This is a genomic window from Chromatium okenii (genome assembly GCF_016583745.1).
Lineage (GTDB): Bacteria > Pseudomonadota > Gammaproteobacteria > Chromatiales > Chromatiaceae > Chromatium > Chromatium okenii.
Genome location: NZ_NRRQ01000021.1, coordinates 1 through 23,070 on the forward strand (window position 1 = coordinate 1; position 23,070 = coordinate 23,070).

17 protein-coding genes are annotated in these 23,070 nt (G+C 50.2%); 4 read left to right on the plus strand and 13 right to left on the minus strand.

Annotated elements, in window-relative coordinates; genetic code table 11:
• From CKO12_RS09310 to CKO12_RS09325, 3 genes are all read right to left on the minus strand, one after another.
• A partial coding sequence (locus tag CKO12_RS09310; RefSeq protein ID WP_200154470.1) for a helix-turn-helix domain-containing protein occupies positions 1-323 on the minus strand: 323 nt, incomplete at its 3' end.
• Between the two features lie 529 nt (positions 324-852).
• The gene (locus CKO12_RS09320; RefSeq protein ID WP_200154472.1) at positions 853-1,164 is read right to left on the minus strand and encodes a type II toxin-antitoxin system HicB family antitoxin; all 312 of its coding nucleotides are present in this window, start codon (positions 1,162-1,164) and stop codon (positions 853-855) included.
• Positions 1,165-1,226: 62 nt separating this feature from the next.
• Entirely contained in the window at positions 1,227-4,640 is a 3,414-nt protein-coding gene (locus CKO12_RS09325) for an Eco57I restriction-modification methylase domain-containing protein (RefSeq protein ID WP_200154473.1), read from the minus strand.
• 161 nt (positions 4,641-4,801) lie between these two features.
• Between CKO12_RS09325 and CKO12_RS09330 the strand changes: the two genes are divergently transcribed.
• Genes CKO12_RS09330 through CKO12_RS09340 form a run of 3 tightly spaced genes read left to right on the plus strand, consistent with a single transcriptional unit; the run spans position 4,802 to position 9,938 of the window.
• A complete protein-coding gene (locus CKO12_RS09330; RefSeq protein ID WP_200154474.1) occupies positions 4,802-5,299 on the plus strand; it encodes a low molecular weight protein-tyrosine-phosphatase in 498 nt (165 codons plus the stop codon).
• Between the two features lie 59 nt (positions 5,300-5,358).
• Positions 5,359-7,989 carry an EAL domain-containing protein gene (locus CKO12_RS09335; protein WP_200154475.1) on the plus strand — a complete coding sequence of 877 codons (2,631 nt, stop codon included), beginning with the start codon at positions 5,359-5,361 and terminating at the stop codon, positions 7,987-7,989.
• Positions 7,986-9,938, plus strand: coding sequence for a PAS domain-containing hybrid sensor histidine kinase/response regulator (locus tag CKO12_RS09340; RefSeq protein ID WP_200154476.1), 1,953 nt, complete (start codon positions 7,986-7,988; stop codon positions 9,936-9,938). Before CKO12_RS09335 ends, CKO12_RS09340 begins: the two co-directional genes overlap by 4 nt.
• An 18-nt stretch (positions 9,939-9,956) precedes the next feature.
• Here the strand turns inward: CKO12_RS09340 and CKO12_RS09345 are convergent, their stop codons facing one another.
• From CKO12_RS09345 to crtY, 10 genes are all read right to left on the minus strand, one after another.
• On the minus strand, positions 9,957-10,832 hold the full coding sequence (locus CKO12_RS09345; RefSeq protein ID WP_200154477.1) for an ATP-binding protein: 876 nt from the start codon (positions 10,830-10,832) through the stop codon (positions 9,957-9,959).
• Positions 10,829-11,719 (minus strand): ATP-binding protein, encoded by an 891-nt coding sequence (locus CKO12_RS09350; protein ID WP_200154478.1) that lies wholly within the window; start codon positions 11,717-11,719, stop codon positions 10,829-10,831. Before CKO12_RS09350 ends, CKO12_RS09345 begins: the two co-directional genes overlap by 4 nt.
• A 4-nt stretch (positions 11,720-11,723) precedes the next feature.
• Positions 11,724-12,047 carry a NifB/NifX family molybdenum-iron cluster-binding protein gene (locus CKO12_RS09355; RefSeq protein ID WP_200154479.1) on the minus strand — a complete coding sequence of 108 codons (324 nt, stop codon included), beginning with the start codon at positions 12,045-12,047 and terminating at the stop codon, positions 11,724-11,726.
• A 193-nt stretch (positions 12,048-12,240) separates the two neighbouring features.
• Positions 12,241-12,621: a NifB/NifX family molybdenum-iron cluster-binding protein gene (locus CKO12_RS09360; RefSeq protein WP_200154480.1), complete on the minus strand. Its 381-nt coding sequence runs from the start codon at positions 12,619-12,621 to the stop codon at positions 12,241-12,243.
• A 561-nt stretch (positions 12,622-13,182) separates the two neighbouring features.
• Complete coding sequence (locus tag CKO12_RS09365; protein WP_200154481.1) at positions 13,183-15,231, minus strand: sodium-translocating pyrophosphatase; 2,049 nt, start codon at positions 15,229-15,231, stop codon at positions 13,183-13,185.
• A gap of 192 nt (positions 15,232-15,423) precedes the next feature.
• Complete coding sequence (locus CKO12_RS09370; protein WP_200154482.1) at positions 15,424-15,738, minus strand: hypothetical protein; 315 nt, start codon at positions 15,736-15,738, stop codon at positions 15,424-15,426.
• Positions 15,739-15,911: 173 nt separating this feature from the next.
• A complete protein-coding gene (locus tag CKO12_RS09375; RefSeq protein ID WP_200154483.1) occupies positions 15,912-18,092 on the minus strand; it encodes a multiheme c-type cytochrome in 2,181 nt (726 codons plus the stop codon).
• Positions 18,089-18,718, minus strand: coding sequence for a cytochrome b/b6 domain-containing protein (locus tag CKO12_RS09380; protein ID WP_200154484.1), 630 nt, complete (start codon positions 18,716-18,718; stop codon positions 18,089-18,091). Before CKO12_RS09380 ends, CKO12_RS09375 begins: the two co-directional genes overlap by 4 nt.
• A complete protein-coding gene (locus CKO12_RS09385; RefSeq protein WP_242466288.1) occupies positions 18,715-19,608 on the minus strand; it encodes a nitrate reductase in 894 nt (297 codons plus the stop codon). The genes CKO12_RS09380 and CKO12_RS09385 overlap by 4 nt, the downstream gene beginning before the upstream one ends.
• Before the next feature lie 112 nt (positions 19,609-19,720).
• Positions 19,721-20,887: a lycopene beta-cyclase CrtY gene (crtY, locus tag CKO12_RS09390; RefSeq protein WP_200154485.1), complete on the minus strand. Its 1,167-nt coding sequence runs from the start codon at positions 20,885-20,887 to the stop codon at positions 19,721-19,723.
• 208 nt (positions 20,888-21,095) lie between these two features.
• On the opposite strand from crtY, the gene CKO12_RS09395 reads away from it, so the two are divergent.
• The gene (locus CKO12_RS09395) at positions 21,096-22,982 is read left to right on the plus strand and encodes an FAD-dependent oxidoreductase (protein WP_200154486.1); all 1,887 of its coding nucleotides are present in this window, start codon (positions 21,096-21,098) and stop codon (positions 22,980-22,982) included.
• The last annotated feature ends 88 nt before the right edge of the window (positions 22,983-23,070 follow it).

Sequence of the window (23,070 nt, forward strand, 5' to 3'; positions counted from 1 at the left end):
TTTAGGATAGGCATATGTGTTTTAACAGCATCGTGAGCGTGCCCCGCACTGAGATCAAAAAGGAATCCAATAACATCAAATGTAGGGTATGTTTTCAAATAAAAAAGAAGAAAAAATAACTGTTTTTTATGGGTATCAAGCGCACCACGAAAACCACCTTTTGGCAAACATTTAATTTCTTTATTTTTCAAGCGTTCTTCTTGTATAGCATGATAAGAAGCAATAAAAACTGGCACAAGCTCGTCGAACTTTTTTCGACTCATTCCAATCATCGCTTTTGTTGTACGATCGATGTTTAGGTTCTTGAATTTTTCAAAAATCATAGCTCACCTCAAAATAGCTTATGTAATTTATCGAGTGTAATACTACCTATAAAGCAAGGCTTTGCAATACTCGTTGGTGATGGCACTGTAAGTAGGAGGCGTTATCGACAATAATGCTTATAAAACAATCTGTTACAACGATGGGTACAAATCTAACGTTGTGCGCAACTCCACTGCAATCAATTCTTCCAATGGTTTCAAAGTGGTATGCAGATGATGTGGACAATGAGACGCATCGTCAGTGGTCTGGCGGTGACGCCATTTGCGCACAGTGGCTCGATTCAGATGATATTCCCGTGCGAGTTCACGCTCAGATTTGGTGGAGTGTTGCAATTCACGCCGGATCGCGGGAGTAGTGCGTGCATTTTTGTGTAAATTCAAGTTCATAGCATCAGTCCTCCTCTGTGTGCCTAGCTATGTGTGGATGTAGAGCGCGTTGGTGAATGTCCGTGATGACGACCTGCAAAGCCTCTCGTGCTAAAAACAGCGGGTAGCTGCGTCGCGGAATATAATCATACGGTTTCTGACATTACAGTAAATCATTGGGTAAACTGATATTGATTTCTTCCTGCTTTTCAAACCGCGAAACATCCACTGTTACTATTGCCCAAATCCATCCTGCAAAATCAGGATTTGCGAGATGTTCGGCAATTGGTTTCGACAATGGAATCTCGCCGCCGTCTTCAATAATACCTTCCAGATGTAAATCTATTGCTTCTAATACAAAATCCAATGCTTCATCAATCGTATCACCTGCCGAAAAGCAACCGGGCAAATCTGGCACAACGACTCCGAAAGCAGTTGTTGTCGTACTCGGTTCAATTGCAATCACGAATCTCATCGCTTTTTCCTCTGACTTATTCGGGCATGTTGTGATGATTGCTTTTTATAGTGTTCGACTATTTATTTCTCGCCTTCAATCAATTGTACCACCGGTAAATTCTGCACTGCAACCAACAGCTTGGCAATGGCACGATCGGCAGCAAAGATGCGTTCTGCATATTTAAGAATAGCGGCATTATCCATTGCCGCAAGTTGCGTGATCTGCGCCTTTTCACAGGCAGCAAAGATATGAATGTTGGCGTTATGCAAATCAGCAGCAAAATAGAGTTCATAAACGAGCGCGTTAATCAGTTGCTCAAAGCGTAACTCACCAGCATTCAAAATTGCAGTGACAAGTATTTCTAAAACTAACTTTTGCTGATCTAGCGCCGCCGGAATAGGAAACTGGCTGATATACATTGGTTTGAATTCAAAAAATCCGTTCGCTTTACTCGCACATCGTCGCTGACTCCACCACCATGACAGCCGAGAATTTAACACCGCCAGTAAATAACGCCAATCGCTTGCAACAATAATGCTGGTTTTATCATTGCTGTAAAAACCATTAAGATCGGCTGCATAATTCACGGTATTTGTAATTGCAGGCACGATGATTTTTGGTTGCGCAAATTCTTCCCAATATGCAGTACTGGTTTGCAGTTCAAACCATTCATAACGACCAGCCGCCCGGCCCGCCCAATCACCTTGCCAATTATCTGGTTTTGGCATTAACTGCGTCTTAAATTGTTCCAGATGTGCGGCAATTGCTGGATAGTGTTCTATTGGAAACGGTCGCCGCGTAAAAATCAGCCATAAATCCTGCGGCATCACTTGCCAGCGTTTTACATCGCGCCCGCGCAAAAACGGTTTAATCACTTCTGCCGAATTGGGATCAGCCGCAATCAAACGCACCCGCGTTGCGCCATCAATCACAAATGCCGCATTCAATCCGGTTTTAATACCATAATAAAAACGCCCGCGCACAGATTGACCGAGCGGCATTCCGGCTTGCTGGATTCGCGCCAATAATTGTCGTTGCAACGGCGGTTCTAATTGCCAGCCTTCCTCTTTCAATTCAGCTTGCGCGACCTCAAAACTCTCAGCCGCAAACACTGCCGGGAATGTTTCAATTGGCGCTTGCTGCGCCCAATTCAACACCCGTATTTGTTCATCGGCAGCGGGTTTTATCACTTCTGCCGGACGGCGCGTTGCAATCACGATGGTTGGATACGCGATGGCGGTAAACACCGCTTCATCACCAAAATCAAGCACTTGTTGCAAGCGCGTGTGTTGATTGAGCCACCGGCGCAATTTTGTTCCATATTTGGCGCGATACCATTTATTGGAAGTGATAAACGACAACACGCCATCTGGTTTTAATAACTTCACTGCGCGTTCAAAGAAATAAACATATAAATCCGCCGTGCCGGTAAAACAATCATAATTTTTCTGAAATGATTCTTTCAGATGTTTAATGGCTTCTTGGCGCACATACGGCGGATTGCCAATCACAATATCAAAGCCGCCGTTCATCTGGCGCAGCCATTGCGTGGCCGTTGCCAGCGGTATTAAACTATCGGCGGCGATCAGTTTCGTTTCTAAATTTGGCAGCGCAGTGATGCCAAAATTATCGGCTGTCAAATCAACCTGCTGGCTCACAAGCAACGCCATAAAAAAGCGCAGTTTGGTGATTTGCACTGCAATTGGTTGTAAATCAATCCCGTGAATGCAATGATTGATAAGATAGAGTTTACGGGTGTAATCCGTCCGCCACTGCGCGTTATTCGGATCAAGTTTGCGCAACACCTGCACCAATTTATTTAAGACACCCATTGGAAATGCGCCCGCACCGCAAGCGGGATCAAGAATCCGCAGCGCCGTAATTGCCGCAATGAGCGCCGCTGTGGTTTCCGCTGTAAAAGGATTGCGATCACTGCTATAAGCCAACAGCTCGCGCAATTGCTGTTTGAATGCAGTTTGATCATCAACTGCGACCGCTTGCGCAAAATAAAGCAGCAACGCTTCATCCACCATATAATCAACCACCTCACGCGGCGTATAAAAAGAACCGGATTGTTTCCGCGCTGTGGTTTGGGTTTCCGCATTATAACTGGCTAATAAGTTTTCAAACACCTTGCCGAGCATTTCTGGATCAAGCGCAACTTCTTCCTCCAGCGGCATATTTTCTTCCACCGTGAAGTGATAACGCGCAAAGATGTCAAATAAACCGTTCACGTTATAGCGTTTATTTTTAGTGCCGAGATCGGCATTCAAATCGACATCTGCCGCGCCGTTAAAAAATACGCGATTCGGAAAAATTGCTTGCAACGCAAAACCATTTTCTAAATCTGGTGTCGTCAATTCTGTATCCAAACACTCAAATAAATCGCCATTCAAATAAGGAATACGCGCAAATAAATCTAACGCCGCTGGTGCGTCGCAAAATAAGTGTTTATAACGATAACCGTTCATGCCGCTGCCGGTTGTCGCCCATTTGCGCAATGCGCCGCGCTCAATAGTTAAAGTCGCAAAAAAGAGATTTTGTAGAATTGCACAATAATAATTGCCAGCATCACCAGCAGCGGCGGGATCAGTTTTTAAGCGCGTTTTTAGCGCCGCCGGATCAAATAACTCCGCTGGAATTAACTTCTTTTCTTTAATAAACCACACAAAAATCAGGCGCGTTAATAACTGAATCACCGCAATTGCGTTGCGTTGCGCAACTTCGGCACCGCCGCCGCGTGGAAATCGCACTTGCTTGATTGTCCAAAAATACCACCACGATAATTCCGTATAAAAGCGTTGATTGAACTTTTGCAGTGATAGTGCGGCAATCCATGCCTCATAAAGAGCGCGGAAATGTGCCGGACGCTGTTTGCGTTCACCAATTAAGGCGCTAAACCTTAATGCTGATAAACTATCCAGATGAGCGCGATGTGGTGTTAGGCAGCAAATATCTTTAATTAAAGTGATGCGGCCATGAATCACATCACGCTTGGAATCGCGCCGATCAATCACCGCCAAAGATAGCAATTGACCATGACGAAAAAGGACAATTGCGGGCATCGGAAAGCGGCGATTGAGTTCCCGCGTGATAAATGCAAATTGCGTCCGCGACCACGTTTCCCCGCTTAAATCAACTGCTAAAAAAACAAAGGATTCACTTTCATTGGGCAAAAGCTGCTGCGCGTTATTAAACACGTTTGCTGATGTAGCCAACAGCGGAATCTCATCATCGGTTAATTGAAATAAAAACGCGCAGGATAACCACTGCGCGGCAGCCAGTTGCGCACGATTCAATGGCGGATACTCTGGACGCTGCCGTTCGATATGATTGAGAAATTCTTCGGCGCTATTGCCAAACTCAGCAGTTTTATTGCTAAAATAACCCAAGGTGTTGAATAATGCAGTTGCTGCGGTTTGCAGCGGTTGTTGCGTAAATGCCAATAGCGCACCATGAAGTGCTTGGCGATATTTAGGATGCGGTGTTGACATAAATACGATTTGATTTGTAGTTGCGTGCGTTTATAGCGAAAGATGTAAAACTCAAGCTGAGTTTAGATAGCGCGGTTTGCTTTTCAGATGATTAAATTCTGTCAGAAGGAATTGATTTGCGGCACAATAACCCAGCTTTCTTTTCACAACAGGTCGCTCCAATGACAAAACCAACTTTCCGCTTGAATGTGCTGTTTGTGTGCATGGGCAACATCTGCCGCTCGCCGACCGCTGAGGGCGTGTTTCGTAAATTGCTGGATGATGCTGATTTGGCGCACGTCGTCGGCGTCGATTCCGCCGGCACCCACGCTTATCATCTGGGCGAATCGCCGGATCATCGCGCTTGTGAAGCGGCAGCGCGGCATGGCGTCAATCTCAAGCCGTTGCGAGCGCGGCGGGTGAGCGCCGACGATTTCGCGCAATTCGACTATATTTTGGCGATGGATGAGGACAACTATCAGGCGCTGCGCGACCTGTGCCCGAGCGGTCACGAGACCAAGCTACAGTTATTCATGGATTTCGCTCCGACCAGCGGGATGCGCGAGGTGCCTGATCCGTATTACGGCGGCCCGCGTGGTTTTGAGCGAGTATTGGAATTGATTGAAACTGCCGCGCAGGGCTTGTTGGTTGAAATAACGCGCCAATTGCACCCACGTTGATTTGTGTTGCGGTTGCCAACCCGCTCGCCGCTATGCCCAACCCGTAAGGAAACCCTGTTATGTCCGCAACGCTGTTAATCGTTGACGATGTCCCTGAAAATCTTGCCATTTTAGGCGAACTACTGCGCGGGGTCGGTTACCGGGTGCGGGCAGCAAATTCTGGCGCAGTGGCGCTCAAATACGCTCTGCTGGAACCGCAGCCTGATTTGATTCTGTTGGATTTGATGATGCCGGAAATGGACGGGCGCGAAGTGCTCACCCGTCTCCGCGCTGATCCGCGCACCGCCGATATTCCCGTCATCTTTGTGACTGCGATGGACAGCGCCGAGGCAGAAACGCTGTGTTTGGAGCAGGGCGCGGCGGATTTCATCGCCAAACCGCTGATCGCTTCCATTGTGCTGGCGCGGGTGCATAACCAATTGGAATTGCAGCGGGTGCGCAATTGGTTGCTTGACCAAAACGCTTTTTTGGAAAGCGAAATCGCGCAGCGCGTCGCCGAGGTGCAGGAAGTGCAGGATGCCAGCGCCCGGGCGCAAGCCCACCTCACGCACCGCATGGAGATGATTTTGAACTCCACCGGCGAGGGCATTCAGGGCTTAGACCTGCATGGTGATATTGATTTTGTGAATCCAGCCGCTGCCGCGATGCTGGGGTATCAGCCCGAAGAGCTGATCGGGCAAAAGTTCCATGAGCGCGTGCATCACCCGCAGGATGTCCAGCAGATGTGCAATGGCGATGAGTGTCATCTCGCCGCTGCCGTGCGCACCGGCACCGTGTTGGAAAATTACGCCGATCATTTTTATCGCCGCGACGGCATCTGCATTCCGGTTGAATATTCCTGTATGCCGTTGTTTGAAAACGGAGTTTTACAGGGCGCAGTGATCGCGTGGCGCGATATTAGCGAGCGCAACAGTTATCTGGAGCAGATTGAGCGCCAATCGAATTTTGACGAGCTGACCGGCTTGCCCAATCGCAATCTGCTGTATGACCGGCTCACGCAGGCTTTGGAACGCAGCCGCGCTGACCACAGCGCCCTGACGGTGTTGACGCTGAGTTTGGATCGTTTCAAAAGCATTAACGCGCATTTGGGACGCGGCGCGGGCGATCAAGCGTTACGCGCCGTTGCCAATCGGTTAATCAGCTTGTTGGCGGTGACGGACACCTTGGCGCGAGTGGAAGGTGACGAGTTCATCTTGGTTGCCAAGAGCGATGAACGCGACGTGGTGGGACGTTATGCCCAGCCGATTCTGGAAACAGTACAGGTGCCGCTGTGGATTGATGCCCATGAAATCGTGCTGTCGGTCAGCATCGGCATCGCCACCTTTCCCCGCGATGGTGACAACCGCGAAACGCTGTTGCGCAACGCCACTGCGGCGATGACCAAAATCAAAGTGAGCGGCGGGCAAGGGTTCCGCTTTTATGCGCCGGAGATGAATGCGCTGGCGCTGGAACGCTTGGATTTAGAAGCTGAATTGCGCGACGCCATTAAACACAACGGCTTGGCGCTGCATTACCAGCCGCAAATTGATTTGCGCAACGGACAAATCATCGGCGCAGAAGCGCTGGCGCGGTGGCCGCATCCGCGTCGGGGCTGGATTTCGCCGGGAGAATTCATCCCGCTGGCGGAAGAATGCGGGCTGATTTGGGCGCTGGGCGAATGGGTGCTGCGTGAGGCGTGTCGGCAAAATCAGGCGTGGCAGGACGCCGGTTTGCCGCCAGTAACGGTCGCGGTGAATTTATCGGCGCTGCAATTTGTCGCCGGCGATGTGGTGGAAATGACCGCCATGATATTGCGCGAGACGCGGCTGGCACCGGAATACCTTGAGTTGGAACTGACTGAAAGCGCGGCGATGACCGATATGCAGACGTTTATTGAGGCGACCAAACGGCTCAAAGGCTTGTCGGTGTCGCTGTCAATTGATGATTTTGGCACTGGCTTTTCTTCGCTGAGTTATCTGCGCCAGTTTCAAATTGATCGTTTGAAAATTGACCAATCGTTCGTCCGCGACATCGTGCAAGACCCCAGCAGCGCCGCGATCATCACCGCGATTATCAATTTGGCGCACGGGCTGAATCTGGCCGCGATTGCGGAAGGCGTGGAAACCGAGGCGCAGTTGCAGTTTTTACGCGCTCACGATTGCGACGAAATGCAGGGCTATTATTTCAGCCGTCCGTTGGCAGCTTCTGATTTTGAAGTGTTATTGCGCAGCGAGCGGCTGCTGGTGTTCCCGAATGAGGCGCTCACGCCGCAGCGCACCTTGTTATTGGTGGACGATGATCCACATATCCGCTTCGTGCTGGAGCGGTTATTCACACACGAAGGTTATCGGGTGCTGCCGGCCACGAGCGGGGTGGGAGCATTGGAACTGCTGGCGCTGCACGAGGTGGATGTGGTGGTTTCAGACGGTGACATGCCGGAGATGGATGGCGCGGAATTGTTGCGCCGCATCAGCGCGATGTATCCGCACACGCTGCGGATTTTGCTATCCGGGGCGCTTGATCCGCAGTTCATCGCCCGTTCTGTTAATCAGGGTGACATTTTCAAATTTCTGCCCAAACCGTGGAAAACCGCTGAACTGCGGGAAGCGGTGCGGGAGGCATTTCGGATCATCGAAGCTCGCGCCGGGCGACCGTTGGCGAGCAGCGGTGGCAAATCAAGTTTCAATCCCGGCTATCAACAAGCGCCATGACCACCACTCCGCCCGCCACCTCTTGCGCCAGCAGCGACTGGCAAACCGCGCAGAAGATGGCGGCGCTGGCGGCAGTCATTCGCCACAGCGATTCAATCATCGTGGTGAAAGACTTAAATCTGCGCGTGATCGCTACCAATCCGGCGTATGCCAAGGCGGCTGGTTATGCCACCGAGATCGAGATGATCGGCAAAACCGACGCCGAGATTTTTGGTGTCGCCGCCGACAGCGAGCCGGTGCGCACCTACATGTTGGATGATTTACGCGCCCAACAATTGCCGCCCGGTGCTGCGATCATCCGCGAAGAACCGGTGCTCGCTGCCGATGGACGGACGCTGTATTACCTCACCAAAAAATATCCCATCTATGACGAAACCGGACACTTGATCGGCTCCGGCAATATCTCGGTAGACATCACCGCCCGCCGTCATGCTGAGGAACAGTTACGTGCCAGCAATCAGGCGTTGGCAACAGCGATGGCGGAGGCGCAGGAATTGGCGGCGCAGGCAGAAGCGGCCAATCGCGCCAAAAGTGCCTTTCTCGCCAATATGAGCCATGAAATTCGCACGCCGATGAACGCGATCATCGGGCTGGCGCAGTTGCTGCGGCGGGAATTGGCGGAGGGTCCACAGGCACGGCGGCTGACCAAAATTGAAACTGCCGCGCATCATCTGCTGGCGCTGATCAATGGCGTGTTGGATTTATCCAAAATTGAAGCGGGGCGAATGCAGTTAGAGGAAACCAACTTCGCGCTGGCAGATGTGCTGGATTCGGTGCGATCGCTGATTGACGTGGGAGCCAGCGCCAAGGGGCTGATTATCGCCATTGAATGCGCCGGGGTGCCAAATTGGCTGCGCGGCGATCCGACGCGCTTGCGGCAAGCGTTGCTCAATTACGCTGGCAATGCGCTGAAATTCGGCGAGCGCGGCACGATTCTGTTGTCGGCGACGTTGCTGGAAGAACGTGATGAACAATTGCTGGTGCGTTTTGCGGTGCGCGATAACGGAATTGGAATTGCGCCGGAGGTGATGCCCAAATTGTTCAATGCGTTTGCGCAGGCCGATGACAGCACCACCCGTCGGTTTGGCGGCACCGGTTTGGGCTTGGCGATCACGCGCCACTTGGCGCAGTTGATGGGCGGTGAGACTGGCGTGGAGAGTGTGCTGGGGCAAGGCAGCACGTTTTGGCTGACGGCGTGGCTCAAGCCCGGCACGGGCGTGATGCCGATGCGGGTGCCGCACGCCGCAACTGAGGTGGAGACGGAATTGCAGCAGCGCCAGCACGGTCGCCGGGTGTTGGTGGCAGAAGATGATCCGATCAACCGTGAGGTGGCAGTGGAGCTGTTGCGGCGGGTGGGGATTACGGTTGAAACGGTCAATGATGGATTGGCAGCGGTGGAGCGGGCGCATGAGACGCGCCCTGATTTATTGCTGATGGATATGCGGATGCCGCGTTTGGACGGTTTGACGGCGACGCGGCGGATTCGCAACTTGGAGGGCTGGCGCGAGCGTCCGATTGTGGCGTTGACGGCGAATGCGTTTGAAGAAGATCGGCTGGCGTGTTTGGCGGCGGGGATGAATGACTTTCTCACCAAACCCATTGATCCGAATCAGTTATATGCGACGCTGCTCAAATGGCTGCCGCTGGAGCCGGCGGTGACTCCGGCAGCGGGTGATGCGCCGCGACCGCCGCCAGCGCCTATTTTCAACACGGTGGCCGCTGCGCGACGGCGGACGGCGGCGGTTGATCCGGTGCGAATGGCGGCAGTGCTGGCGCGACTGCGGATGCTGTTGGAGGAGGGCGACATGGCGGCTAACGAGTTGATTCTTAAAGAATCGGCGCTATTACACGCTGCGCTCGGTGATGCCACTGGAACCTTGTTGCGGTTGATTGAGCGGTTTGATTATGCCGGGGCGCTGACGGTGTTGAGCACGCAGGCTGATAACTGACCACCACCCGCGCCATTGTTACGCTGCCGTGAGTCGCGCCAGCACGTTGTCCCATAACTGCCGCACGGCGACGGTGACGGCACCGCAATCCACCGCAATGATGCTGCGCCGGGCGACCAATGCTCGCGTGACGGCGGGATCAAAGGGAATTTCTCCAACGACTTCAATCTCATGCGCGGCGCACCAAGCGCGTAATTGGGCGCAATTGGCGCGGTTGAGATCGTATTTATTGATGCAGACCATTAACGGAATCCGAAAATGTGCGCACAGTGCGGCCACGCGCTGCATATCGTGAATGCCAGATAACGTCGGTTCCGTCACCACCAACACTTGATCGACGCCCGTGAGTGCCGCTGTGACCGGACAGCCGATGCCGGGCGGACCATCATTGATAAGCAAAGTCGCACCGGTTTGTTCTGCTAACCGCCGCGCTTCCCGCCGCACCAAAGTCACTAATTTGCCGCTGTTGTCTTCGCCAATACCCAGCCGCGCATGGACTAACGGGCCGTGCGGCGTATCAGAAATCAGCCACTCACCGCTGACGGTGTCTTCCATGACGATTGCTGACGTGGGGCACACCAGCGCACAGAGTCCGCAGTGTTCACACGCCAGTCCGTCCACCACAAAGGTGGTGCCGTGCTGACTGATGGCATCAAAGCGGCAATAGCTGGCGCAGTCGCCGCAGCCGGTACAGCGTTCTGGATCAATGCGCGGAGTACGCATGGCGCTGAAATCGTGGCGGGAGCGCAACACTGGCTCCAGCACCAAATGCAGATCGGCGGCATCCACATCGCAATCCGCCAGCACGCGATTGGTGGCGAGGGCAGCAAAGGCGGCGCTGACGGTGGTTTTGCCGGTGCCGCCTTTACCGCTGATGATGGTTAATTCTTTCATGGCCTGTTCTCAGCGGCTGCAATCTGCGCGTGAATGGCGTGAAAAAGCGCCTGAAATTGTGCCCGCGCTGCCGGTTGCGCAACCACCCACGGGATGCCATTGGAATAGGCTTCGGCGAGTTCGCGCTGGAAGGGAATGTCTAACAGGATCGGAATGTCGTGCTCGCGGCAATAATCCGTCACTCCGGCATCGCCCAGATCGCTGCGATTCAACACCACGCCGCAGGGCACTCCCAGCACTCGCGTCACGCCAACTGCCAGCTCTAAATCATTGAGACCAAAGGGCGTCGGCTCAGTGACGAGCAGGCAAAAATCCGCGCCGCGCACCGTTTCCACCATCGGACACGCAGTGCCGGGCGGCGCATCCAACAGCACGGTGAACGGCGGTTGCGCCTGTTGGCGCACCATTTTGATGACGGGCACGGCCGTACTTTCGCCGATATTCAGCAGTCCTTGCGCCACCGGTAGCTGTCCGCCGGTAGTGATAGCGGCAGTGCCGCTGCTGACGGTGCCGATGCTGCGCGTGGTTTCGCTGATAGCACCCGCCACCGGACAGACATAAGTACACACGCCGCAGCTATGACATAAATCTGGAAATACCAAGACACGGCGTGGCGTTACGGCTAACGCATTGAATTCACACGCATCAGCGCACAACCCGCAACGGGTACACACCGCATCATCAAGCTGCGGCAGCGCGACGCGCACATCGTGGTGGGTGTGAATGGCGGGGTGCAAAAAGAGATGCCCGTTGGGCGCTTCCACATCGCAATCCAAATACTGCACGTTGGGCACCGACAGCGCCAAATTGATAGCAACGGTGGTTTTGCCGGTACCACCTTTGCCGCTGGCGATAGCGATGGTGCGCGGTGATAGCGGCGCGGTCATGCGTTTAACCATTGATTTCAGAGATAAATTTTGCCACTGCCTCGCGCACGGTGCCGGTGGTATCGGTGACGATGCACACGTCGGTCTGCTCCAACACGGCGGCTGCTTTCGGACCGCAATGTCCGGTCAATAACGCGGTGGCACCTTGCGTCAAAACCCACTGCGCGGCTTGGGTACCCGCGCCGCCGCTGGCATCCTGAAACGGATTCGGAGTAGCGATCAACGTATTGGCGTCGGTATCGACCAGCGCAAAAAAGGCACAGCGCCCGAATTTAGGATCAACAGCGGCATCAAAATCAGAACCAGTTGAGGTGACAACGATATTCATAAGCAACGTCCGAGGGTGAATGAGTGTGTACGTTAGCAGTTGAAAAAGTGGGCAGTTGGCGCGTGACAATAAGTTGCAATTTGTTTAATCAGTGCGCAGTGAAAGTAATCACAGTATTGAATTGATTGAACTGATTGAACTGATTGAACTGACAACTTTTTTTAACCGCCAACGCGAATAAAACCGCTACTATTTAATGATGATGATCGTGCTCGTGATCATGCTGACATTCCGTGACCCCTGACAGTTGCCCGCCGAGATACGCCGCCAAAGCCGCCGCAACGGTCGGATAAGCGCCGCTGGCGACGGTCACGCCAAGCTGTTCAAACCATTCAATTGCCTTACCACCCATGCCGCCCGCCAACACCACGTCAGCTCCTAACGACTTGATATATTGAGGAATCTGCCCGGGCTGATGGTGTTCCGCATACGGATTAGCCTGCACCCGCGCTGCCGTGATCTGATGCGCGGCATCAACCTCAGCAATCACAAAATACGGGCAATGCCCAAAATGCAGCGCCATCTCACCATCTAAACCAAGGGCATCATTGGCAGTAATTACAATCGTGGTCATCTTGTGAATCCTAAATTAAGTTAAAAGTGGATGTATGACGCTGCGTTCGGCAGATACCAGTATCACACTGAATGCAGGCGATTAGAACGCAAAGATGCGTATCGTTTCATTGTGAAATATCAATGAAAGCTAATTTTTTTATGCCTTGCGGAATCGCATTTACGGTGTTACACAACACTTGCGATCTTTAATTATGGGCGTGCGACGTGTAACCGCACATTTTTTATTATTTAACGCAAGGCAAGAGGCTCGTGATGAACAGAAAACACGAAATGGGCGCAGGTGGTCACTGTATTTGTCCAAAATGCTCAACGCGCATTGAACATAGTAAGGGCGTACCCTGCCAAGAACAACGTTGCCCAAGCTGTGGCGCTAAATTATTACGCGAAGGCTCAGAACATCACGCGCTCTGGCAAGCAAAAAACCAGCATTAACGCTATTTCACACTGCTGACTCATGCGCACAGAGTGATTTGCAGCAACGTGCAACCAGTGTAAATTGCGCACAATAAAAAACGCCCTCTTTGATTTCTCAACGAGGGCGTTTTATGTTTAATCGCAATTACAACAGCGGCACCAATAACAAAGCGACGATGTTGATAATTTTAATTAACGGGTTAATTGCTGGACCAGCAGTGTCTTTATAGGGATCACCAATGGTGTCGCCAGTGACTGCTGCATGATGCGCATCAGAACCTTTGCCACCAAAATTCCCTTCTTCAACATACTTTTTAGCATTATCCCACGCGCCGCCGCCAGTACACATTGAAATTGCAACGAATAAACCGGTGACGATGGTACCAATTAACAAACCACCTAAAGCGCGGATTCCAGCGCCATCACCCATCAGGATATTCATTCCAAACGCAACGACTACCGGCACCAGAATTGGTAGCAATGAAGGCACCACCATTTCTTTAATTGCAGCGCGAGTCAATAAATCAACTGCGCGTGAATAATCCGGTTTCGCTGTGCCTTCCATAATGCCGGGAATTTCTGCGAATTGACGCCGCACTTCAACCACCACCGAGCTGGCAGCGCGTCCGACTGCTTCCATCGCCATTGCGCCGAATAAATACGGAATCATGCCGCCAATAAACAAGCCAATAATCACCGCCGGGTCTGACAGTGAAAACTCAATCATCTCGCGGTTGGTTGCCAGCAAATGCGTCTCTAAATTATGGGTATAATCCGCAAACAAGACTAATGCTGCTAATCCTGCCGAACCAATTGCATAGCCTTTAGTCACTGCTTTTGTCGTATTCCCAACTGCATCCAGTGCATCAGTAATATGACGCACTTCTTTAGGTAATCCCGACATTTCCGCAATACCACCAGCGTTATCAGTAATTGGGCCATACGCATCGAGCGCCACAATCATGCCTGCCATTGATAACATTGCCGTCGCTGCAATCGCAATGCCGTATAAATCAGCCGCGATATAAGACGCCCAAATTGCTATACACACCGCCAATACCGGCAGCGCCGTCGATTTCATTGATACTGCCAATCCTGCAATGACATTGGTAGCATGACCGGTTTGCGAGGCTTCGGCAACATAACGCACCGGCGCGTATTCAGTCGCAGTGTAATACTCGGTAATTAACACCAATGCCGCTGTCAGCGCCAATCCAATTAAGGTACAAAATAACATGGCAAAGAAATCATCCATAAACATGCCAGTGACAATTGCAAATGCAATTAAAGCCAAGCCACCAGCAACTGCCATGCCGCGATACAATGCGCCCATGATTTTGCCGCCTTCCGAGGTCTTTACAAACATGGTGCCTACAATAGAAGCAACAATTGATACCGCGCCGAGCACTAATGGATAGAGGATGTAATTCATCGCCAATCCGCCATCCGCGCCTTTGAACATCAGCCCGCCGAGCACCATCGTTGCCACAATCGTTACCGCGTAAGTTTCAAACAAATCCGCCGCCATACCCGCACAATCGCCGACGTTGTCGCCCACATTGTCCGCAATGACCGCCGGATTGCGCGGATCATCTTCGGGAATTCCGACCTCAACCTTGCCCACCAAATCCGCGCCCACATCCGCGCCTTTAGTGAAAATACCGCCGCCCAACCGCGCGAAAATTGAAATCAACGAGCCGCCAAATGCCAAGCCGACCAGCGCGTGCAGCGCCTCTTTATCTGCTCCCAAAAAGGCGAAATAACCGGCCACGCCGAGCAAACCCAGCCCCACCACTAACATTCCCGTCACCGCGCCGCCGCGAAATGCCACATCCAGCGCCGCTTCAATACTGATCGTTGCCGCCTGCGCCGTGCGCACATTGGAGCGCACCGACACATTCATCCCGATATAACCGGCGAGACCGGACAAAATTGCTCCCACCGCAAAACCGCCAGCCGTCGCCAATCCCAACGTCGGCCACAATACGAGAAATAAAGCTCCACCAACAATTGCAATTGTGGTGTATTGACGATTGAGATACGCCTGTGCGCCAGCTTGAATAGCTGCCGCAATTTCCTGCATTCGTTCCGAACCAGCAGATTGCATCGTGATCCAAACCACGACCGCCAAACCGTATAAAACAGCGAGACCGCCGGCACCGATTGCAAGCCAAAGTGCAACATCTGTTGACATAGAAAATCTCCATAACGAGTGTACGTTGAGATTAAGCGCGTGCGAATGAAATCGCCATCAAACTTTAACACAAAGTCAATCCTGCGCTATCTATTGCGCCCAATAACGTGCAAGAATAAAACACGCGGGCAAAAAAACGATGTTACTGATAAAAAATTGCCGCGCTTCCTTGCGCGTAAGATCAAGCAACTCCTAATGATGATAGTTTTCTGGCGAACCTTCGTGGGCAATCGGCGTTCCAAGTTCATCAAAACGGAACAGATTGAAAGCGCGATGACCGTTGTGATCGAGAATCCGTAATTTGTCAGATTCCGTAAAGCCATTGAGCACCTTTCTAAAATGCCCGCCATAACGTTCCTCAGCCAATGCCATTGGAATCTCGTATGCCGTAAACTTGGGAATTCCTTTATTCGCCAACCGTTCCAGCAAATCAGGATTCTCGAGCGCGTCATACGAAGTTAAAATGACAATTGGCCCACTGCCAGTCATCAACATTGCACATTTCATGCGTCACATCCTCACCAATAAAAAATAATGCTCAGTTCACAACACACCATTTTCCAATAACCAACATGGTATCTGCGGCAACGCGCAGGTTAGAGCACACCGGCGCATTGAATGTTACCACTAATTGCGCACAATTGAACATTCACAACTTCACACACTGACCAAAATTATTTTTATTGCCCATCAGTCTGCTCCGCCGGGTTTAGCAATGGCACAATGTCTTCAAGTCGCTCCAACTCTGCCACCCGCTCTGGCGAATAACCCAGTTGCGCGAAATTCATAATGCCATTCGGAGCATGACACGCAATACAAGCGTGACCTTGCCGCTGAATACCATGATTGACCATTAACGTGCCCATTTGCCGCATCCAATGCGTTTCCACGTTCACTAATTGGTTGTTCACCAGCGGATAAATCGTTTTCCAACCGTCCATAATGCCGAAATACGCCATAAATTCATCCATCATGTAATGCTTAAACGGTTCCTGATACATGCGTTGAATAATCGGATCAGCAATTGCCACCTTCACCGCCGCTGCACTATCGCCCGTTTCATAATACCGCGCATAATCAAAAGGCAAAATCATCGCTCCAAATGCCCCTTGATTTGACATATCTTCATACATCATCGCATTAAATAACTTAAACGGATAAATGCGGCTCTCGCCTTGATTCATCGCCGCACTCAAATTAGTGGCAATCATCACTTCCCGTTGCACCAATAACTCTGGAGTCAATTGTGATAATGGCTCCGTTGCCGCAGTCACATAAGCATCCACATCAATTTCAGGATACTGTTGTTTTAATTCCGTTGCTTTGGTGCGCACTGCGGCAATGATGTCTGGATCAGTAATCCGCGCTACTTGCTGCATCAAAGGATTGTAATTGAGCGTTTTATCGGGATGATTGCCGAGCGCATTGGCTAAAAAAGTGCCATTACCGTTAAACCACAAAAAGGTAAACCCTTTGCCCACTGCGCCAGAACGATAAATATCAGTCGGTTCAAAAATACCTTCTTTAGCATTCCAAGTAGGATGCACCCAATCGCGCAACACTACATTATGATCAGTTAATTCTTTAATATGGCACGTTTCACAAGCTAACCGCGCAATATGTCCATTCAATAAGGCTTTATCATGCGATTGATGATGCGGCGCTGACGTATGACAGCCTTCACAAGTGACTTCTTTATTGGGCAAATCGTTTGCCACTAAATCAACGCCTTTGCGCCCGCGTGGAATACGATGTCCTTCTGGAACATGGCAATCAGTACATTCCATTCCTGCTGCGGCATGAACATCATCTTGTGGACTGAATGGATTGCCACGTTTTGCGCCATGATGCAATAACCGTTGATTGATATAACCGAGTGATTGTGCTGCGACATTATGTTGATAGACATCGCCGCCCATATTGTGTTGATGACAACGTAAACAGGTATCAGCGCGAATCGTTCCAACCGTTAATGCTGCGCGTAAACTGCGATCCTGATTCCAACGCAATCCTTGCTTGTCCTGAATAATATAACGCTGATTCATATCGTATTCAGCGGCATGACAAATTAAACAATCAATCCCGTCTTTAGCTTCATTAGGAACGTCACCAATTGGCATCATTTTTTCTGTAGCGGGTTGATAATTGCCGCCGATATGACATTGACCGCAACCTTCACTGCGTAAAATTGTAGCGCCATGCTGCGCTTCTGGACGACTTGCAATTAATGCCGCCCACCCTGTCCAACTAAAACTGCCCGGAATACCGCAGGCGCGATTGATTTTTCCCACTGGAATTTTACGCGCCCCGCTATTCACTTGCCGCCCGTCATAGCCATAGGTTGAAAAGCCACCAGCTTCGGTTTGAAACTTAAAATGTACTGAATTCACCAGATCATTTAAGGTGTCAAGCGTCGCGTGTGTTCCGTCGCCATGTTGAATCCGTATAGTGGCATGACACTGTAAACAGGTCTTTGGCCCTTCATAGCGGCGAATACCAGCATCACGAAAATAGCGAATATGCGCCGGTTCACTATCTTTAATCACCGATGGCGTATTCATTAACAATTCAAGTTTTATTTGTCGCGCAAACGGGTCTTGAGCGGTTGCTACAATTGCCTCTGCCTGTTGTTGCCGCGCATCGCGGCTGAGTTCTTTTGCTAATAACTCGAAGGCTTCTGGTGTGAATTCTTGGCTGCTGGCATAGGTTAATGGTGCATTCGTTTTGCCTACATAAAACTCAAAAGCCAGCGGATAGAACACTTTATAAATCAAGGTGATCGCCAGCACAATGATCACGCCAATCGTAATTCGGCGCACCCTTGTGAATGCCCACCATTGTTTTATCAGCAGATGATTCATTTTGTTGTCTCCTGCTGATCATCACGGTGCCAACCGGTCAGCATTGCGCGTAAATTCGTGGTCACGGTATCGCCAGTGGTGATGATATACAGATGCACCAATACGAATAACACCAAACTATAGGCAACGGTTAAATGCAGCATTGCTACTACCCAAATACTACCCAAGCCAAATATGGTGTCTGGTAAATAAACTGCTAATAAAAACGCAGCACCGCTTATCACCAACAGTGGCACTAACACATACATCACCCCGAGATAACTGAGTTGTTGTAACGTGTTAAATTTCATCGCTTCGCTTGGATGAAATGGATGTGGCTCATTGCGAAAAATACCGACGGCATAATAACGACCTTGAGTGAATAACCGCCCTAAAAATCCCCGCCACTGTACGCGATAATGGCGATCATTATTGGTCATCACATTGCCAATGATAAATGCAACCCAGCTTATAATTAAAAGCAGCCCGGTGATATTATGCAGTGGACGCGCCGTAGCAAAATCTAATAACCAAGGATGTCCGGTAAAGTGTAAACTGCCGCCAGATACAATTAAGATCGCAAATAACAACGCATTCAACCAATGCCAGATGCGCACCCAACGCGGATAAAGATAACTGGCGCTCATTGTTGTTTCCTCAGCAGCCGTTGTTGTGCGCGATACCGCCCAATGCCATGCGCAAGCAATACGCATAAGGTTAACCCAATGATTACTAATGCTAACCGATCTAATACGGCGCTGCGGCTCATTCCTACCACATACGCTTCATTAAAAATCGCAGTATTCAGCCAGCCGTGACTTGCGACATCATTTGCTGCCCGATACCGATATAGACGATTTAATAACTGAGAGTTTTTTGAGTGACAACTGACGCAATCATGATTGCTGTCAGCGGCACTTAAAATGTGATGCGATACGGGTTGTTTAGAATCGGTAACGGGCGTATGACAATCAAGACAACGCACGGTTTCCCAATGCCGCTCTCGATTGGGTAACCACGCATGTTTTAGTCGCGCTTGTTCATGGCAAGTTAAGCATAACGCATTATCGTTGTGAATGATGGTGGCGAGTGAATCGCCGATTTGAGAAGCGTGAAAACGGTGCGGATCGTGACAAGAATGGCAATTGAAAGCTGCGGCTTCTACTGCATCAGAAGTGGCATGAATGCTTTTTGCATATTCTGCATCAATGGTAGTAAATTGATAATGACGTTTTGTAGCGTCATCTTGTTGTTCATGGCATTTCACACAGGATAACGAACGCTGCTGCGTTTCCGCACGATGGGGATAATGCGCGAAATCACCATCATGGCATTCTGTACACGCTAATTTGCCATGCACCGAATGACTCAGTGCAACTTGCTCAACAAATAAGTCAACGATTTTTCCGGTGCTGGGATGGCGATACGCCAGCGTTTTCATACCATGACAGCGCAAACAGGTCATATTTGTTGTCGCCGCTGCGGGTGGTTCTGCCAATAATGGCGCTGCCATTAACAGTAGAATTAAAAATAACATCCTATTCCAACCACGCTGTAGTCGAATAACCTGTTTGCATGTCATGTTGAGAACAACCATTTAATAAGCCGCCAAAATGATTGGCAAAAGAAAGCGTGTCGCTTTTAATGCCTTATTGCGGTGCCGTAGCGCGTTTAGAACGACCTTTAGGCGTCCAAGGCGCACCTACCCACATAATTTTCCACATATCCAATGCCGTGCTATCCATTGCAAAAAAACGATGTATCACGTCATCAGACACGAGATAAAAACGCTCCATTAACTTAGCGCGTTGCTTATCGTGGAATAAGCCAAACATCATCAAATTAAGAAATGCTAAAAAATGAGATTGAATGCGCATTTTTCTGACTAACTGCCGCCACGCTTTGCCATATACATCTTCAAGCGCAACAGTAGATAGATGCTCGGCCAAGCGCACTGCTGCTGCTAATGAATAACCAGTGCCGGGATTAAACCAACCTCCAGCATAACCGGCATGAAGCACACCTTCATTGCGCGGATGAAAGGTGCTTAATGCTGGCATTGGTAAAACGCCAACTTCACTGCGCAATACGCGCTCAACTGCTAATCCTAAGCGCCCCGCTTCCGCAATAATGTTGACTGAAATTGTGTCAACATCTAAAGTCGGGTTATTAGAAAAATAAGTGTCTTCAATTAGCACCCGATCAGGAGCAAAAGGTAATACATAATGAAAACGAAACCCATCATATTGCGGGCAGCGCGTATCCATTAACAATGGTGCATTCATCGTGATTGGTTGGCGTAATTGACATTCCAAACCCACAAATTTTTGATAGCCGCCACCGCGCCGTGACGCATTTTGATCTGGACCTCGCGCATCAATAATAAGTCGCCCCTGAAAAATGCGCCCGTCAGCTAATGTGACGCGCTGGGGATCGCAGCGCGTCACAGCGGCATGAGTCATAATCTGAATGTTTGTTTTATTTTCAACAGTTTGCGCGACAATTTGCGCCAAATGTTCGGAGCTTAAAGAGCGATACGCGCCCGCCACCCAACGACTGGATGCGGCAAAATTGAGTTGATAACCCGCCCAGCAATACTCGACCAAGGGTTCCATCCACTCCCAAGCCGAATCTGGCACATCGCGTGCTTGAAATGACCACAAATGGTTCCCGCCGAGCGTCGCTTCGCGCTCTAATAAGAGGATGCTGGCTGCGGGTTTACGCGCCGCTAATGCCAATAAAATCAATGCGTTTTGCAAGCCACCACCGACTAAAATATAGTCGGCAACGTCGATTGTTGGTGATGCTGTCGTCATTACGAAACTCCTTAAAATGGCACTAATCAACAAGTGTTGTGAGCACGCGGGTGGCGATTTTTTTGCAGAATAACACGGAGTTTGGCAGCGGTTTGGTGCCGCTCTGCAAATGCGGTTACACTAATCGCTCATTCGCGTCGAGATCGGAATAGAAATACGCAATTTTTTAACACCGCTCCGACATTTTTTCATTATTCAGAGTTGAATTATGCACCGTCGTCACTTTTTAGCTGGGCTGGGACTCGCTGCGGTTGGCAGCGCCCTTGGATTGTATGCGATCCAACCGCGTCGCACGATTTTATCTTTTGCCGCTGCGGATAATGATACGCGTCCATTAACGCCGTCAACACCAAAAAAAGTCGTGGTGATTGGAGGCGGTTTAGCGGGAATGGCGGCAAGCTATGAATTATTAAAACGGGGCTTTGCAGTGACCTTGGTTGAGCGTGCCAGCAATTTAGGTGGACGCCTGACCGGTTGGGATGTGGATGTGAATGGAGAAACAATGGCAACCGAGCATGGTTTTCATGGGTTTTTCAATCAGTATTACAATCTGCACGGTTTATTGGATGAACTTGGGGTGCGCGGCAATTTCAAGCCCGTGAAAGATTATCCCATTCTATTCAAGGATAAACCGACTGAGAGTTTTACGAATACGACGACGATTTTTCCTTTCAATTTGCTGGCAGTCATCAACCAATCAAAATCGGTGTCGATTTTAGATTTTAACGATCCGAGCAGTAAAGTGTACGAGTTGATGCGTTACAATCCCAAGGAGACTTTTGCGCGTTTTGATGATCTCGATTTTAAGAGCTTTTGCCGCACTGTGAATCAACCGATGGTTGATACGATTATTGAACCATTTGCGCATACTTCATTTAATCAGTTTCATCAGTACTCTACTGCGGAAGGGATTAAATTTTTCCATTTCTTTTTTCTCGGCAATCCGAATGGGATGGGATATGACCAGACGATTGATGATGCGATGACTTCATTGGTGACGCCATTGACGCAACGTTTAATTGCGCTCGGTGGCAAGGTAATGACGGGAGTTGAGGTGCAACGCATCATTGAAAATGAGGGCAAAATTATTCAGGTGGTGCTTAAACGTCCCGGTGAAGCGCAGATGCAAGAACATCGCGTTCCAGCGGCTGATGTGGGAATGAATTGGACGCCATTTTGGGGCAGCAGCAAGACCGATTTGTATTATGTGAAGCGTAATGAACAGGGAGAATTTCAAGCGGTATCAGGTCGTTGTACGCACATGGGTTGCCCGGTGGGATTGGATGCGACAACGGGTGGTTTTGCTTGTCCCTGTCATGGAGCCAAATATGATGCGCAAGGAGTGCCGACTACTGGTCCGACTAAAATGCCATTAAATCCTATGACAACAGCAGTACATGGAACGGAATTAACGCTCACTGCGGCAGTGAATACGACCGAATTAGATGCTGATTATGTGGTGATGGCGTGTGATGTGCCGGGAATAAAAGCAATTGTGGCGCAGTCTGCATTATCACAGCCCAATTTTGTTGCCAGTGTTGAGCAATTAGGCGTCGCTGATCCGTATATTGTGTGGCGCATGTGGTTGGATCGCGCTATTCAACCGTTGGACGTGCCGTTTTATACTACTAGCGGGTATCAGTTTACTGATTCCATTGCCATTTATTCGCAACTACAACCGCAATTTGTTGATTGGGCGCAGCGGCATCAGGGCGCGGTAATTGAGCTTCATGCGTATGCGGTGGAACCAGAAAATGTGCTGCCAGAAGCGGAGATTAAACGCATTATGCGCGAGGAGCTTGATCTTTTAATTCCTGAATTAAAAGGTGCGGCGATTGTGTATGATATTTACACCATGCAACAGAATTTCCCGCGCTGGGCACCCGGTGATCATGCGAATCGTCCGGGCGTTAAAACGCCAATTCCTAATCTGTTTTTAGCAGGTGATTTTTTGCGGCTGGATATTCCCGCGAATTTAATGGAAGCGGCAACGATGACCGGACGCATGGCGGCTAATGAAGTATTGGTTGCCGAGCAATTGCAGGAAAATCCTATCCCTGCAGTATCATTGGTGGGGCCGTTAGTGATTGGTTAATGGTGCAGCGCAGCACAATTGCGCACTGCTGAAACAAACGCCATCGCAATACGGTGGCGTTTTTTATTGGGCGGGTGCTATTCAAAAC